The organism is Streptomyces alanosinicus (genome assembly GCF_014650595.1).
GTDB lineage: Bacteria > Actinomycetota > Actinomycetes > Streptomycetales > Streptomycetaceae > Streptomyces > Streptomyces alanosinicus.
The window spans coordinates 24,126-38,137 of the sequence record NZ_BMVG01000022.1 but is presented as its reverse complement, the minus strand read 5'-3'; the positions used below and the strand labels follow the sequence as shown (position 1 = coordinate 38,137).

Annotated in this window: 15 protein-coding genes; 10 read left to right on the top strand and 5 right to left on the bottom strand. The window is 72.2% G+C overall.

All coding sequences use genetic code 11. The features are described from left to right. The first annotated feature begins 39 nt into the window (after positions 1-39). The 6 genes from IE277_RS31800 to thpD all read left to right on the top strand — a co-directional run bounded on the left by IE277_RS31800 (position 40) and on the right by thpD (position 5,165). Positions 40-1,089: a pyridoxal-phosphate-dependent aminotransferase family protein gene (locus IE277_RS31800; RefSeq protein ID WP_189957175.1), complete on the top strand. Its 1,050-nt coding sequence runs from the start codon at positions 40-42 to the stop codon at positions 1,087-1,089. Between the two features lie 76 nt (positions 1,090-1,165). Then, on the top strand, positions 1,166-1,729 hold the full coding sequence (locus IE277_RS31795; protein WP_189957174.1) for a DinB family protein: 564 nt from the start codon (positions 1,166-1,168) through the stop codon (positions 1,727-1,729). A gap of 266 nt (positions 1,730-1,995) precedes the next feature. Continuing rightward, positions 1,996-2,514 (top strand): diaminobutyrate acetyltransferase, encoded by a 519-nt coding sequence (gene ectA, locus IE277_RS31790; RefSeq protein ID WP_189957173.1) that lies wholly within the window; start codon positions 1,996-1,998, stop codon positions 2,512-2,514. 24 nt (positions 2,515-2,538) lie between these two features. After that, positions 2,539-3,810, top strand: coding sequence for a diaminobutyrate--2-oxoglutarate transaminase (ectB, locus tag IE277_RS31785; RefSeq protein WP_189957172.1), 1,272 nt, complete (start codon positions 2,539-2,541; stop codon positions 3,808-3,810). A gap of 50 nt (positions 3,811-3,860) precedes the next feature. Continuing rightward, entirely contained in the window at positions 3,861-4,265 is a 405-nt protein-coding gene (locus IE277_RS31780; protein ID WP_189957171.1) for an ectoine synthase, read from the top strand. 6 nt (positions 4,266-4,271) lie between these two features. Next, positions 4,272-5,165: an ectoine hydroxylase gene (thpD, locus tag IE277_RS31775; protein ID WP_189957170.1), complete on the top strand. Its 894-nt coding sequence runs from the start codon at positions 4,272-4,274 to the stop codon at positions 5,163-5,165. Between the two features lie 65 nt (positions 5,166-5,230). Here thpD and IE277_RS31770 read toward each other — a convergent pair whose 3' ends face one another. The 5 genes from IE277_RS31770 to IE277_RS31750 all read right to left on the bottom strand — a co-directional run bounded on the left by IE277_RS31770 (position 5,231) and on the right by IE277_RS31750 (position 9,987). Continuing rightward, the gene (locus tag IE277_RS31770; RefSeq protein ID WP_189957169.1) at positions 5,231-6,292 is read right to left on the bottom strand and encodes an aminotransferase class V-fold PLP-dependent enzyme; all 1,062 of its coding nucleotides are present in this window, start codon (positions 6,290-6,292) and stop codon (positions 5,231-5,233) included. Between the two features lie 95 nt (positions 6,293-6,387). Further along, positions 6,388-7,116, bottom strand: coding sequence for a DsbA family oxidoreductase (locus IE277_RS31765; RefSeq protein ID WP_189957168.1), 729 nt, complete (start codon positions 7,114-7,116; stop codon positions 6,388-6,390). A 100-nt stretch (positions 7,117-7,216) separates the two neighbouring features. Continuing rightward, a complete protein-coding gene (locus IE277_RS31760) occupies positions 7,217-7,720 on the bottom strand; it encodes a GNAT family N-acetyltransferase (RefSeq protein WP_189957167.1) in 504 nt (167 codons plus the stop codon). Between the two features lie 64 nt (positions 7,721-7,784). Next, complete coding sequence (locus IE277_RS31755) at positions 7,785-8,393, bottom strand: DUF1349 domain-containing protein (RefSeq protein WP_189957166.1); 609 nt, start codon at positions 8,391-8,393, stop codon at positions 7,785-7,787. A 64-nt stretch (positions 8,394-8,457) separates the two neighbouring features. Next, a complete protein-coding gene (locus IE277_RS31750; RefSeq protein WP_189957165.1) occupies positions 8,458-9,987 on the bottom strand; it encodes an aldehyde dehydrogenase (NADP(+)) in 1,530 nt (509 codons plus the stop codon). Between the two features lie 165 nt (positions 9,988-10,152). On the opposite strand from IE277_RS31750, the gene IE277_RS31745 reads away from it, so the two are divergent. From IE277_RS31745 to IE277_RS31730, 4 genes are all read left to right on the top strand, one after another. Beyond that, positions 10,153-10,926 (top strand): IclR family transcriptional regulator, encoded by a 774-nt coding sequence (locus IE277_RS31745; RefSeq protein WP_189957164.1) that lies wholly within the window; start codon positions 10,153-10,155, stop codon positions 10,924-10,926. A 127-nt stretch (positions 10,927-11,053) separates the two neighbouring features. Next, on the top strand, positions 11,054-12,049 hold the full coding sequence (locus tag IE277_RS31740) for a hypothetical protein (RefSeq protein WP_189957163.1): 996 nt from the start codon (positions 11,054-11,056) through the stop codon (positions 12,047-12,049). Next, positions 12,034-13,332 carry a sensor histidine kinase gene (locus IE277_RS31735; RefSeq protein ID WP_189957162.1) on the top strand — a complete coding sequence of 433 codons (1,299 nt, stop codon included), beginning with the start codon at positions 12,034-12,036 and terminating at the stop codon, positions 13,330-13,332. Before IE277_RS31740 ends, IE277_RS31735 begins: the two co-directional genes overlap by 16 nt. After that, positions 13,329-13,988, top strand: a complete 660-nt coding sequence (locus tag IE277_RS31730; protein ID WP_189957161.1) for a response regulator transcription factor — start codon at positions 13,329-13,331, stop codon at positions 13,986-13,988. The genes IE277_RS31735 and IE277_RS31730 overlap by 4 nt, the downstream gene beginning before the upstream one ends. The last annotated feature ends 24 nt before the right edge of the window (positions 13,989-14,012 follow it).

The window sequence follows — 14,012 nt, the reverse complement described above, 5'->3', positions numbered from 1 at the left end:
AGGGAGTCCACCTCCGCGCACGGAAGAGAGAACACCGCCGTGACCCACCCCTTCCTCGATCTGCCCCCGCTCGGCGCCGAGCGCTTCGCCGCCATCGAGGACGCGGTCGCCCGGCTGCTGGACACCCGGCAGGACGTGCTGATCACGCAGGGAGAGGCGCTGCTGCCGCTGGAGGGCGCGATCCGCGCGGCGGCCGGTCCGGGCACGGTGGCCCTGAACGTGATCACCGGCCCCTACGGCCAGACCTTCGGCGACTGGCTGCGTGACGCCGGCGCCACCGTGCACGACATCTCCGTGCCCTTCCACACGGCGGTGACCGCCGACCAGATCCGGGAGGCGTTCGCCGAGCATCCCGGGATCGACTTCGTGTCCCTCGTCCACGCGGAGGCGGCGACCGGCAACACCAACCCGGTCGCGGAGATCGGCGAGGTGGTACGGGAGCAGGGCGCGCTGTTCTATCTGGACGCGGTCGCCTCCGTGGGCGCGGAGCCGGTGCTGCCGGACGCGTGGGGTGTGGACCTGTGTGTGATCGGGGCGCAGAAGGCGATGGGCGGCCCGGCGGGTGTGTCGGCGATCTCGGTCAGCGAGCGGGCCTGGGCCCGGATGGCGGCCAACCCCGGCGCGCCGCGCCGCTCCTATCTGTCCCTGCTGGACTGGAAGGAACGGTGGATCGACGCCGGCCGCAAGGTGCTGCCGCACGCTCCGGCGCAGTTGGAGATGCTGGCGCTTCAGGCGTGTCTGGAGCGGATCGAGTCGGTGGGTCTGGACGCGGTGATGGCCCGGCACCGCGACGCCGCGCTGGCCACGCGGGCCGGCGCGGCCGCCCTGGGCGGGGGCCTGGAGCCGTATGTGCACGAGGCGTCCGACGCCGCACCGGTGGCGACGACACTGCGCGTGCCGCCGACAGCGGTGGCCTCGGAACTGGTGGCCCGGGCACTGGCGAACGACCCCACCCTGCCGCTGGCCGCGGGCGGGGGCGCACTGGCCAAGGAGATGATCCGGGTCAACCACTACGGCCCGGACGCATCACCGGAGACGGTCCACAGGTGCCTGTCGGCACTCGGCACGGCGCTCGGTACGGGGCGCTAGGGCCCTAGTTCCCGGGGCTCCCGGTCGGCGGGGCAGGCGCCGTCTCACTGTCAGTGCCCCGTGCCATCCTCCCCCCATGACCGACAACACACCGCAGACCCCGCCGGCCGACGACACCGCCCAGCCCCCGCGCGCCCTTCCCGACGGGCGTCCGATTCCCCCGATGACGGGGTCCGAGCGTGTTCTGCTGGAGGGGTGGCTGGAGTTCCACCGGGCCACGCTGGAGCTGAAGTGCCGGGGGCTGGACGACGCGCAGGTGCGGCTCGCCTCGGCGGAGCCCTCGCCGCTGACCCTGCTGGGGCTGGTCCAGCACCTCGCCGAGGTCGAGAGGAACTGGTTCCAGCGGGTGCTGGGGGGAGTGGACGCGCCGTATCTGTTCCCGGAGAACGCGGGGTACGGCCTCGATCCGGAGCGTGGGCTGGAGGAGGCTCTGGCCGTGTGGCGGGCGGAGATCGAGCATGGGCGACAGGTGCTGGCCGGCCGGGATCTGGAGGACACCGGGCGGATGGTCGACGAGCCGCTGACCGGGGTCGAGGTCAGTGTGCGCTGGGTGCTCATCCATCTCATCGAGGAGTACGCCCGGCACAACGGACACGCCGACATTCTGCGTGAACGAATCGACGGAACCACCGGCGCCTGAATTCAATTATGTTTCACAATTCCCGCCAATTCTCCGGACGATAGCTTCCCGTATTCTTCTGCCCGCTTTTTTGGAGGCTAAACGGGGCAGTTTTCCAGCGGGTTTCTGGCGCGACCTTGACGGTTTCCATGCTGTGACGTACTCCACAGCTCTATGAATTTGCCCGGATTTGTCATGGGGCAATCCGGGCATTTCACTGCACCCTCTGCGCGGCACAGCGACGGCGGCCGTGCATTTACCAATTCACCTCGCTAAATTCGTGCCGCATGACTGCCGCACCCGCAGACCTGATCGTCGACCAGCCGGCGGTGACCGACGGAGCCGCGCTCTGGCGTCTCGCCAAGGAATCGAAAACGCTCGACCTGAACTCCTCGTACAGCTATCTGCTGTGGTGCCGGGACTTCGCCGGCACCTCGGCGGTGGCGCGCGGTGCGGACGGGGAGCCGGTCGGCTTCGTCACCGGCTATGTGCGACCGGACCGTCCGCGCACGCTGCTCGTGTGGCAGGTGGCCGTCGACTCCGCGCACCGGGGCCTCGGCATCGCCGCCACGCTGCTGGAGGGGCTGACCGCCCGGCTCGCCGCCGAGCGCGGCATCACCGACGTGGAGACCACCATCGCCCCGGGCAACACCGCCTCCGAGCGGCTGTTCACCTCCTTCGCCGCCCGGCACGGCGCGCGCCTGGAGCGCGAGGTGCTGTTCCCCGCCGAGCTGTTCCCGGACGGTCCGCACGACCCCGAAGTGCTCTACCGCATCGGCCCGCTGACCGACGTCACCCCCCACTGAAAGCCCACTGAGGAGCGATTCACCGTGACCATCACCCAGCCCGACCTCAGCGTCTTCGAGACACTCGAGTCCGAGGTGCGCAGCTACTGCCGCGGCTGGCCCACGGTCTTCGACCGCGCACAGGGCAGCCGCATGTACGACGAGGACGGCCATGCGTACCTCGACTTCTTCGCCGGTGCCGGCTCACTCAACTACGGCCACAACAACCCCGTACTCAAACGGGCGTTGATCGACTACCTGGCACGGGACGGGGTGACCCACGGCCTGGACATGTCGACCACGGCCAAGCGGAACTTCCTGCAGACCTTCCAGGATCTGGTGCTGCGCCCGCGCGATCTGCCGTACAAGGTCATGTTCCCGGGCCCGACCGGCACCAACGCCGTGGAGTCGGCGCTGAAGCTGGCCCGGAAGGTGAAGGGCCGCGAGGCGATCGTGTCGTTCACGAACGCCTTCCACGGGATGTCCCTGGGCTCGCTCGCCGTGACCGGCAACGCCTTCAAGCGGGCCGGCGCCGGTATCCCGCTGGTGCACGGCACGCCGATGCCGTTCGACAACTACTTCGACGGCACGGTGCCGGACTTCCTGTGGTTCGAGCGGCTGCTGGAGGACCAGGGCTCCGGGCTGAACAAGCCGGCCGCCGTGATCGTGGAGACCGTGCAGGGCGAGGGCGGCATCAATGTCGCCCGGCCCGAATGGCTGCGCGCGCTGAAGGAGCTCTGCGAGCGGCAGGACATGCTGCTGATCGTCGACGACATCCAGATGGGCTGCGGCCGTACCGGCGCCTTCTTCTCCTTCGAGGAGGCGGGGATCACGCCGGACATCGTCACCGTGTCCAAGTCGATCAGCGGCTACGGGCTGCCGATGTCGCTGTGCCTGTTCAAGCCCGAGCTGGACGTGTGGGAGCCGGGCGAGCACAACGGCACCTTCCGGGGCAACAACCCGGCGTTCGTCACCGCCACCGCCGCGCTGGAGACGTACTGGGCCGACGGCTCGGCCATGGAGAAGCAGACCCGTGCCCGCGGTGAGCAGGTCGAGCAGGCGCTGATCTCCATCACCGAGGAGAACCTCGCCGATGTGAAGGAGTACCGCGGGCGCGGGCTCGTGTGGGGCCTGGAGTTCCACGCCAAGGACCGGGCGTCGAAGGTCGCCGGGCGGGCCTTCGAACTCGGGCTGCTCATCGAGACGTCCGGCCCGGAGGGCGAGGTCGTCAAGCTGCTGCCCGCCCTCACCGTCACCCCCGACGAGCTGGACGAGGGCCTGCGCACCCTCGCCCGCGCCGTCCGGGAAACCGTCTGACGGTCTCACCGTCCGAACCGCGCAAAGCCGACCAGGAGGAAGAGCACCACGTGATCGTCCGATCGTTCAAGGACATCGAAGGAACCGACCGGCATGTGAAGGCCAGGTCCGGCACCTGGGAGAGCAAGCGGATCGTGCTCGCCAAGGAGCGGGTCGGCTTCTCCCTGCACGAGACCATCCTGTACGCCGGGACCGAGACGTCGATGTGGTACGCCAACCACATCGAGGCCGTCGTCTGCACCAGGGGCGAGGCCGAGCTCACCGACCACGAGACCGGGCGGACGCACACCATCACGCCCGGCACCATGTACCTCCTCGACGGGCACGAGCGGCACACGCTGCGCGTCAAGGAGGACTTCCACTGCCTCTGTGTGTTCAACCCGCCCGTCACCGGACGGGAGGACCACGACGAGAACGGCGTCTACCCGCTGCTCACCGAGCCCGAGGAGGTGTGAGAACCCATGACCACTGCCAGCGTCACCGATCTCTACCCGACCCGCGGCGCCGCCGAGGTGACCGTCCCGCGCCAGGACCCGGTCGTCTGGGGCTCCCCGGACACACCGGGCCCGATCCCCGTGGCCGATCTGCAGGCGTACGACCGGGACGGCTTCCTCGCCATCGACCAGCTGATCACCCCGGACGAGGTCGAGGTCTACGGCCGTGAGCTGGAACGGCTGGTCACCGACCCGGAGATCCGCGCCGACGGGCGCTCCATCGTGGAGCCGAAGTCGAAGGAGATCCGCTCGGTCTTCGAGGTGCACCGGATCAGCGAGGTGTTCGCGGGGCTGGTGCGCGATCCGCGTGTGGTCGGCCGGGCGCGGCAGATCCTCGGCTCGGACGTGTACGTCCACCAGTCCCGGATCAACGTCAAGCCGGGCTTCGGCGCGAGCGGCTTCTACTGGCACTCGGACTTCGAGACCTGGCACGCCGAGGACGGCCTGCCGCACATGCGCACGGTGTCCGTCTCCATCGCCCTGACGGAGAACTACGACACCAACGGCGGCCTGATGATCATGCCGGGCTCGCACCGGACGTTCCTGGGCTGCGCCGGCGCCACGCCCGAGGACAACTACAAGAAGTCGCTGCAGATGCAGGACGCGGGCACGCCGTCCGACGAGGCGCTGACCGCGCTGGCGGGCGAGCACGGCATCCGGCTGTTCACCGGCAGCGCCGGCTCGGCGACCTGGTTCGACTGCAACTGCATGCACGGCTCCGGCGACAACATCACGCCGTTCCCGCGCAGCAACGTCTTCATCGTGTTCAACAGCGTGGAGAACACGGCCGTGGAGCCCTTCGCGGCTCCGGTGCGGCGGCCGGAGTTCATCGGGGCGAGGGACTTCACTCCCGTCCGCTGAGTGCGGGAACGCCACAGGGGCCTTCGCGTTCGGCGCGGAGGCCCCTGGCGTGTGTCAACCCGTGGTCAGGCCTCCAGCGCGGTCAGCAGGCGGTCCACGTCCGTCTCGGTGTTGTAGAGATGGAAGGAGGCACGGAGGTTGCCCGCGCGGTCGGCGACCTCGATGCCGGCGCGGCTGAGCTCCGGCTGGCGGACGCCGAGTCCGGGGACGGAGACGGTCGCCGAGCCGGGGGCGGGCAGCGGCTCATGGCCGAGGGTTGCCAGTCCGGCGCGGAAGCGGTCGGCGAGGCGCACGGCGTGGTCGTGCACCGCGGAGATGCCGAGCTCTTCGAGCAGTTCGAGGGAGCTGCGCAGCCCGGCGTAGGTGAACAGCGCGTGGGTGAGGTCGAACCGCCGTGCGGAGTGGGCGAGTTCGGCGACCGGGCCGTAGCAGCTGTCCCAGGGCTCCTCGCCCGCGACCCAGCCGGCGAGCACCGGGGTGAGTCCGCCGAAGTCCTCGGGGACGGTGAGGAAGGCGGCGCCGTGCGGGCCGAGGAGGAACTTGTAGGCGACGGTGGCGGTGAAGTCGTACTGTGCGGCGTCCACGGGGAGCCAGCCGGCGGCCTGGGAGAAGTCGACGTAGGTGCGGGCGCCGTGCGCGCGGGCGGCCTCGCGCAGGGCGGGCAGATCGGCGAGCCGCCCGTCGGCGGACTGGACGGCGCTGACCGCGACGAGCGCGGTGCCCGGCCGGACGGACTCGGCGAGCCGCTCCAGCGGGACCGTGCGCACCTTGAGGTCGCCGCGGACGTGGAACGGGTTCAGCACGGAGGTGAAGTCGTCCTCCGCGGTGAGGACTTCGGCGCCCGGGGGCAGCGAGAGGGCGAGCAGACCGGTGTGGGCGGCGACCGAGGCGCCCGCCGCGACCCGGTCGGCCGGGACGCCGGCCAGCCGGGCGTACGCCGCCCGGCAGGTCTCCACGTTCTCGTGCAGCGGAAGCAGCGGGCGGCCCTCGGCCCGCATCAGTGCCGCCTCGTGCAGGGCGGTGACGGCGCGGGCGGGCAGCAGGCCGTTGCTCGCGGTGTTGAGGTAGCTGGTCCTCGGGCTGAACTCGGCGCGGACAAGGCTGTCGAACGTCTCCGTGGTGTCCATGGGACCACTCTGCGTCCCCGGGAAGTACCCGTCCATTGCCGATTTTTACGTGGTTCCTCTCAGTAACGCTTATGCAACGGCCCTGACCTGCGGTTTCAGTCCTGCTGCGGCACCGCGCACCCGTCAGGTCCGCAGGCCGCGCCCTCTGCCGGGTCCCCCTGGTCGACCGGTTTCAGCGGTGAGTGCTCGCCCCAGGCCTGGGTCAGCGCCCGGCTGAAGACCTCGGCGGGCTGGGCGCCGGAGACGCCGTACTTCCGGTCGAGGACGAAGAACGGCACACCGGTGGCGCCGAGCTGCGCGGCCTCGGCCTCGTCGGCGCGGACCTCGTCGGCGTGGCGGGACGGGTCGGCGAGCACCGCGCGGGCGGCCTCGGCGTCGAGACCGGCCTCGGCGGCCAGTTCGACGAGCCGTTCGTCGCCCTCGGTGAAGACGGACCGCTCCTCGGCGAAGTTCGCCCGGTACAGGAGCTGGATCAGCTCGTCCTGCCTGCCCTGCTCCTTGGCGAAGTGCAGCAGGCGGTGCATGTCGAAGGTGTTGCCGTGGTCGCGGCCCCGGGTGCGGTAGTCCAGGCCCTCGGCGGCGGCCTGGGCGCCCAGGTTGTCCTCGCCGGCCTCGGCCTGTGCCTCGCTCATGCCGTACTTTCTGGTGAGCATCGTGACCACCGGCTGGACGTCACCCTTGGCGCGGCCCGGGTCCAGCTCGAAGGAGCGGTGCACCACCTCGACGTCGTCACGGTGCGGGAAGGCTGCCAGCGCCTTCTCGAAGCGGGCCTTGCCCACGTAGCACCAGGGGCAGGCGATGTCGCTCCAGATCTCGACGCGCATTCTTCGGCTCTCTCCAGGTCGTACGGGCGCGGAGGCTTTCTCCACCGCCAGTACGTGAACGTTCAAACAGCCATGTTCATTCCCCGGATCCCGCGGTGCCTCACTCCCCGGGCACCCGGAAGCGCAGAAAGAGGTGGTGGTCGCCCTCGGCGGGCGGGTTCTCGGGGTCGGGCACCCAGCCCTGGCGGGCGTAGAAGCCCTGGGCACGGGTGTTGTCCGTGTGGACGTCGAGGACCGCCGTGCGCTTGCCGTCGGCCCGCCACTGCTCCACGCAGGCCTGGTGCAGGGCCGTACCGATACCGGAGCGCCAGCGGTCGGGGTCGACGTGGAACTGGAACAGTTTGACCGTGTCGGCGCGGGCGCCGTCCGGGGTGCGGAAGGAGGCGATGGCGACGATCCGGCCCTGCGCGACGGCGCACAGCACATGGCCGTCGGGGCGCTCGATGGAGCCGCGCCAGGCCTCGGCCCAGTCGATGTCGGCCTGCGGCAGGCCGTCCGGGTAGTAGGTCGAGCGGGCCCGGACGTGCAGATCGGCGATGGCTTCGGTTTCGGCGGCCAGGGCGGTGCGGATCACCAGGGCGCCGTTGACTCGTTCACTGATCATGCAACGGAGGACGTGAGGGGGGTCGTGTCGGTTCCGTGGTGATCTGTCGCGGTGGTCCTCGTCCTCAGCTGCCGTCCCGGAGGTCGTCCGGCCAGCCGGGCCGGTAGGTGAGGTGGTCGTACGTCACCACGCACCCCTCCCCCAGCGGCGACTGGGTCATGAAGCCGACCAACGCGGCACCGGTCTCCTCGTCGTCGCCCAGGGTGAACAGCCGGACGAAGGTCCAGCGCTCGCCGTCCCTGGAGGCGTGGAAGGCGACGGCCCGCCCGGTCCGGCTGATCCGCAGCCACACCGAACTCCCGTCCACGGTGAAGGAGTTGCAGTCGTCGGAGTGTCCCCGGGTGACCACCGTGCAGACGGTGGGCACGTCCGGGGAGTACTCCAGACAGAGCTTGGCCCAGGCCCGCTCGCCGACGTGGACGTAGAGCACGCCCGCGTCGAAGGGCGCGTTGAACCCGACCGTGACCCGGGCGCTCAACCGGAAGTCCCCCTCCGGCGCGCCCAGCAGCCGGGGCGCGTCGGAGGCGGGGTCCAGGGCTTCCCCGGTGGGCGTGACGAACCGGTCCTGCCGGGACCCGGCCCATCCGGTCAGCACCCCGTCCTCGTAGGACCAGTGCCCGTCGGGGCCGTAGGTGCGCAGCGGGAAAGGGAGTTCGGGGAGTTCCACGTCCATCGCTCGATTCTCTCAAGCGAGCCTGTGGGCCGGCCCGGGGGCAGCCGGCCCACGCCCCCCGGCGCTACCGCTCCAGGACCCCGTTGAACCTCCGGGGAAGCCCCAGGGGGTTCTCGTCCCTCAGCTCGGCCGGCAGCAGAGCCGCGGGCGCGTTCTGGTAGGCCACCGGCCGCAGCCACCGCTCGATGGCCGTGCCGCCCACGGAGGTCGACGTGGAGGTCGTCGCCGGGTACGGCCCCCCGTGATGCTGCGCGGGCGCCACCGCGACCCCCGTGGGCCACGCGTTCACGACCACGCGCCCGGCCAGCGGAGTCAGCTCGGCGAGGATCTCCGCGCCCCGGCCCTGACCGGCGGCCTCCTCCGAGGAGAGCTGGACGCTCGCCGTGAGGTTGCCCGGCAGCCGCGACAGCACCGCCGCGGCCTCGGCCTCCTCGGCATAGCGGGCCACCACGGTGACCGGCCCGAAGCACTCCTCCAGCAGCAGGTCGTGCGCCCCCTCCTCGGCCAGCTTCTCCGCCGGCACCGTGAGGACCCCCGCGCTGACCGTGTGCTCGCCGCCCGCGCCCGGTGTGACGGGCGAGTCGACCTCCGCCAGCTCGGCCCGCTCGCGCACCCCGGCGACGAAGTTGTCGCGCATACGGTGATCGAGCAGGACGCCCGCCTCGGTGTCGCTGACGGCGTCGGTCAGCGCCTTCACCAACTGGTCACCGCCGGCGCCGGACGGCACCAGCACCAGTCCCGGCTTCACACAGAACTGCCCGACCCCGAGCGTCATGGACCCGGCGAGCCCGGCGCCGATCGTCTCGCCGCGCTCGGCGGCGGCCGCCTCCGTCACCAGGACCGGGTTCAGCGAGCCCAGTTCGCCGTGGAACGGGATCGGCACCGGACGCGCCGCGGCGGCGTCGAAGAGCGCGCGCCCGCCGCGTACCGACCCGGTGAAGCCCGCCGCGGCGACCGACGGGTGCCGGATCAGCTCGATGCCCGCCTCGAAGCCGTGCACGAGGCCGATGACGCCCTCGGGGATGCCGTGCCCGGCGGCGGCCCGGCGCAGCACCTTGGCGACCAGTTCGGACAGGGCCGGGTGGTCGGGGTGGGCCTTGACGACCACCGGGCAGCCGGCCGCCAGCGCGCTCGCCGTGTCACCGCCGGCGACGGAGAAGGCGAAGGGGAAGTTGGAGGCGGAGTAGACGGCGACGACACCGAGGGGGACCTTGTGGCGGCGCAGGTCCGGGACGGGCGGGGTGGCGGTGTCGTCGGGGTGGTCGATGACGACGTCCAGGAAGGCGCCCTCGTCGACGATGTCGGCGAAGGCCCGCAACTGATAGCCGGTCCGGGCCAGTTCGCCGGTGAGCCGGACCGGCCCGAGGGCGGTCTCGGCGTCGGCGGTCTCGACCAGGGCGTCCCGGGCCGCGTCCAGGCCCGCGGCGGCCGAGCGCAGGAAGGCGGAGCGCACCGCGCGGTCGGCCAGCGCGCCGCGCGCGGCGCGGGCCGCCCTGACGGCGGTGTCCACCTCCTGGGCTGTGGCCTCCACCGCAACCTGTTCACGCTGCTTCCCGGTGCGCGGGTCGACACTCCAGACTGGTGCTGCTGCCACCGCGGGTCCCTCCCAGTCAGACCGCACTTCATGCGATAACTCGGTCACCCATCAGCCGCGTTCGATATACTGAACGCCGTCTCTGATGATGAATATGCTGCTCGGAGACTACATATCTCGGGACCTGAATATCCAGGCCCTCGTCGGACGAAGGGGTCAAGGGCGATGACGGCAGGCGACACAGGCGGCGGGGCACAGGTCAAGTCCGCGGTACGGACCGTTGAGCTGCTGGAGTACTTCGCCGGCCGGCCCGGTATGCACTCCCTCGCGGCCGTGCAGGAGGCCGTGGGGTACCCCAAGTCCAGCCTGTACATGCTGCTGCGCACACTCGTGGAGCTGGGCTGGGTGGAGACGGACGCGACCGGCACGCGGTACGGCATCGGGGTGCGGGCGCTGCTCGTGGGCACCTCGTACATCGACGGCGACGAGGTCGTGGCCGCCGCGCGGCCGACCCTGGACCGGCTCTCGGACGACACCACGGAGACCATCCACCTGGCCCGGCTCGACGGCATCAACGTCGTCTATCTGGCCACCCGGCAGTCCCAGCACTATCTGCGCCCCTTCACCCGGGTGGGGCGCCGGCTGCCGGCCCACTCCACCTCCCTCGGCAAGGCGATCCTGGCCACGTACTCCGACGAGCAGGTGCGCAAGCTGCTGCCGGAGACCCTGCCCGCGCTCACCGAGCACACCCTCACCGACCGGGAGAAGCTCATCGAGGAGCTGCACCAGGTGCGGGAGCAGGGCTTCGCGGTCGACCGCGAGGAGAACACGCTGGGCCTGCGCTGCTTCGGCGTGGCGATCCCGTACCGCACCCCGGCCCGGGACGCGATCAGCTGCTCGGTGCCCGTGGCCCGGCTGACGCCCACCCATGAGCAGATGATCAAGGACGCGCTGTTCGACGCGCGCGACCGGCTGGCGCTGGCCACGCGCCGGCTGTAGACCCGGCGCCACGGGGCACGCCGGGCCGCCGCGTCCTCCTCGGCGCCCGGTGTCTCCCCCGTGCGGCGGAGCGGGATCGTCGGCGGGCAGGAAGTGCGCGGGCCCGCCCGCGCGGGAGCGTTGCCGCATGACGCAATCGACCGCTCTCGCCCCGGCCACCGCCGGCGTCTCCGCACGACGCCGGCTGCTGCGCCTCGTCGCCATCGCCGCCTGTCTGCCGTATCTCTGCCTCAAGGTCGCCTGGATCGCCGGGAGTCACGCGGGCATCCCGGACGGGAGCCCGTTGCTGGAGCACCGGGTGACCATGATCGTCGCCAATGGGCTGACCGTGCTGATGGACGCGGCCGTCGTGGTGCTGGCGCTGCTGCTGACCCGGCCGTGGGGACGGCGGGTGCCCGCCTGGCTGCTGGCCGTGCCGATGTGGATCGCCACCGGGCTGCTGGCGCCGATCATGGCCGGATTCCCGGCGCAGTTGGTGCTCGACGCCGTGCGCGGGGGCGGCGCGGCCGGCGCCGGGGACAAGCCGTACCTCGCCGGCTGGGTGTTCTCCGTGGTGTACGGCGGGTTCATCGTGCAGGGCCTGGCCCTCGGGACGCTGTTCGCCGGGTACGCCCGGGACCGGTGGGGGCACCTGTGGCGGGGGCGGGTCCGGGAGCTGCCGGCGCTGGGCACGGCCCGGGAGGCCGTGTCCGCCCGGCGGACGACCGCGGTGGTGGCGGCGGTGGCGCTGTTCCCGGCCGGTACCAGGGCGCTGTGGGCCTGCGGCGGCACGGCGGGGCTGGGCGCGAGCCACCCCGGCGGCCGGCTGATGGACCTGCTGATGGCCGTCTCGCTGACCGCCGCCGTGCTCGGCACCGGGCTGCTCGCGCTGCGGCGCGGCAGCGGGCTGCCGGTCGCGGTGCCGCTCGCCCTGGCCTGGACCGGCTCCGGAGCGGCCGCCTGCTGGGGCGCCTGGATGGCCCTCGGCAGCCTCACCGTCGCACAGGACGCCGCCGTTCGTCCGACAGCGACGCTGACTCTGACCTACGCTGGGCAGGTGATCACCGGCTTTCTCGTGGCTTGTCTCGCTGCCCGCTTCCTCGCGGACCGGTCCGTCAAGGCGCGTGCGTGCGCGGGGCGTTGAGGGCTCTCTTCGGCGGGCGGGCGCGGCGCCGGTGGGTCCATCTGATCCTGGGCGGCGCGCTCGCCATGCCGTACGTCCTCGTCGGCTCGGTGATCGTCGGGCCGTTCACCGGCGTGGACAACGTCTTCGGTTCGCTGCCGCTGCAACTCGGCTCGTTCGCCCTCGGGTTGCCGATGGCGGCCCTGACCTCGCTGTTCCCCCTGACCCGGCCGCTGGAGTCGGCCGCCGTACGGGCCCTGTGCGGGGTCGAGGGGGACGACGCGCTCGCCCACGGCCCGGCCCGCACCCGGGCCGAACGGGCGCGTACGGCCCTGTGGTTCACCCTGCATCTGGGGTTCGGCGGGATCGTCGCGGGGATGTCGCTGGCGGTGCCCCCGTTCGCGGTGGTCCTGATCGTGCTGCCGCTGTTCGCCCGGCTGCGCCGCACCCCGCTCGCCCTGCCCCACGCCCTCGACCACTCCTGGGCGTTGGCGCTGTCCCCGCTCGCGGGCCTGGCCATGCTGCTCGGGCTCGCCGCGTGCGCGGCGGGCTGCGGGGCGCTGCTGGCCCGCTGGGCACCGGCGCTGCTCGGGCCCACCGCGCAGGACCGGCTGGCCGCCGCCGAGGCCCGCGCCGCCGACCTCGCCGTACGCAATCGGCTCGCCCGCGAACTGCACGACTCCGTCGGTCACGCGCTGAGCGCCGTCACCCTCCAGGCGAGCGCGGCCCGCCGGCTCCTCGGCACCGACCCGGAGTTCGTGCGCGAGGCGCTCGCCGCCATCGAGGACACCACCCGGCGCACGGTCGGCGAACTCGACGCCGTGCTCGGCGTGCTGCGGGACGGGGACGCGCCCGACGCCGCGCCCGCGCCGACCCTCGCGGGCGACCTGGACGGGCTGCTGCGCCGCACCCGGGCCGCCGGACAGCCGGTGACGGCCACCGTCGCCACCGCCCCCGCCGCGCTGCCCGCGCTGGTCTCCCGGGAGGCGTACCGGATCGTGCAGGAGGGTCTGAGCAACGCCCTCAGACACGCCGGCACCCCGGTCGCGGTCCGTATCGCCGTCGCCGACGGCCGGCTGGAGATCACCGTCGAGAACCCGCTCGGCGCCGCCCCGGCCCCGCGCCCCGGCGGCGGCCACGGCCTGCGGGGCGTCGCCGACCGGGTGCGGCTGCTGGGCGGCACGGCGCACGCGGGCGCGTCGGGGGACACCTGGCGCCTGTCCGTACGGCTGCCCCTGACCACGCCCACGACCGGCGCCGCCGGGGCGACAACCGCCCGCCCGCTGCCGAAGGGATCCGTATGACCCGGCCCGCCGTCCGGATCGTCCTCGCCGACGACGAGCGCATGGTCCGCACCGCCCTGCGCGCCATCCTCTCCGCCGAACCGGGCCTCGCGGTGGTGGGCGAGGCGACCACCGGCGCCGAGGCCGTGTCGGTGGTCCGGGAACTGCGCCCCGACGTCGTGCTCATGGACGTGCGCATGCCGGAGATCGACGGCATGCGGGCCACCGAACAGATCGTCGCCACCCTGGAGCCGCCACCACGGATCGTCGTCGTGACCACCTTCGAGAACGACTCCTATGTGTACGACGCCCTGCGCGCCGGCGCCGCCGGCTTCCTGCTGAAGCGGTCCGACGCCGACACCCTGGTGCAGGCGGTACGGCTGGTCGCGCAGACCGACAGCCTGCTGTTCCCGGCGGCCGTACGGGCCCTCGCCGACCAGTACGCGCGCCGCAGCGCCCCGTCCGCGCCCTGGGTGAGCAAGCTCACGGGACGCGAGCGCGATGTGCTGCGGCACATGGCCGGGGGCCTGACCAACGCCGAGATCGCCCGCCGGCTGGAGGTGGGTCCCGCGACCGTGAAGTCGCATGTGGCGGCCGTCCTCGCGAAGACCGGCGCCCGGGACCGCACCCAGGCGGTGATCGCCGCGTACGAGGCCGGTTTCCTGAGCGCGGGATGAGAAATCGGGGCGTACGGGAACGAT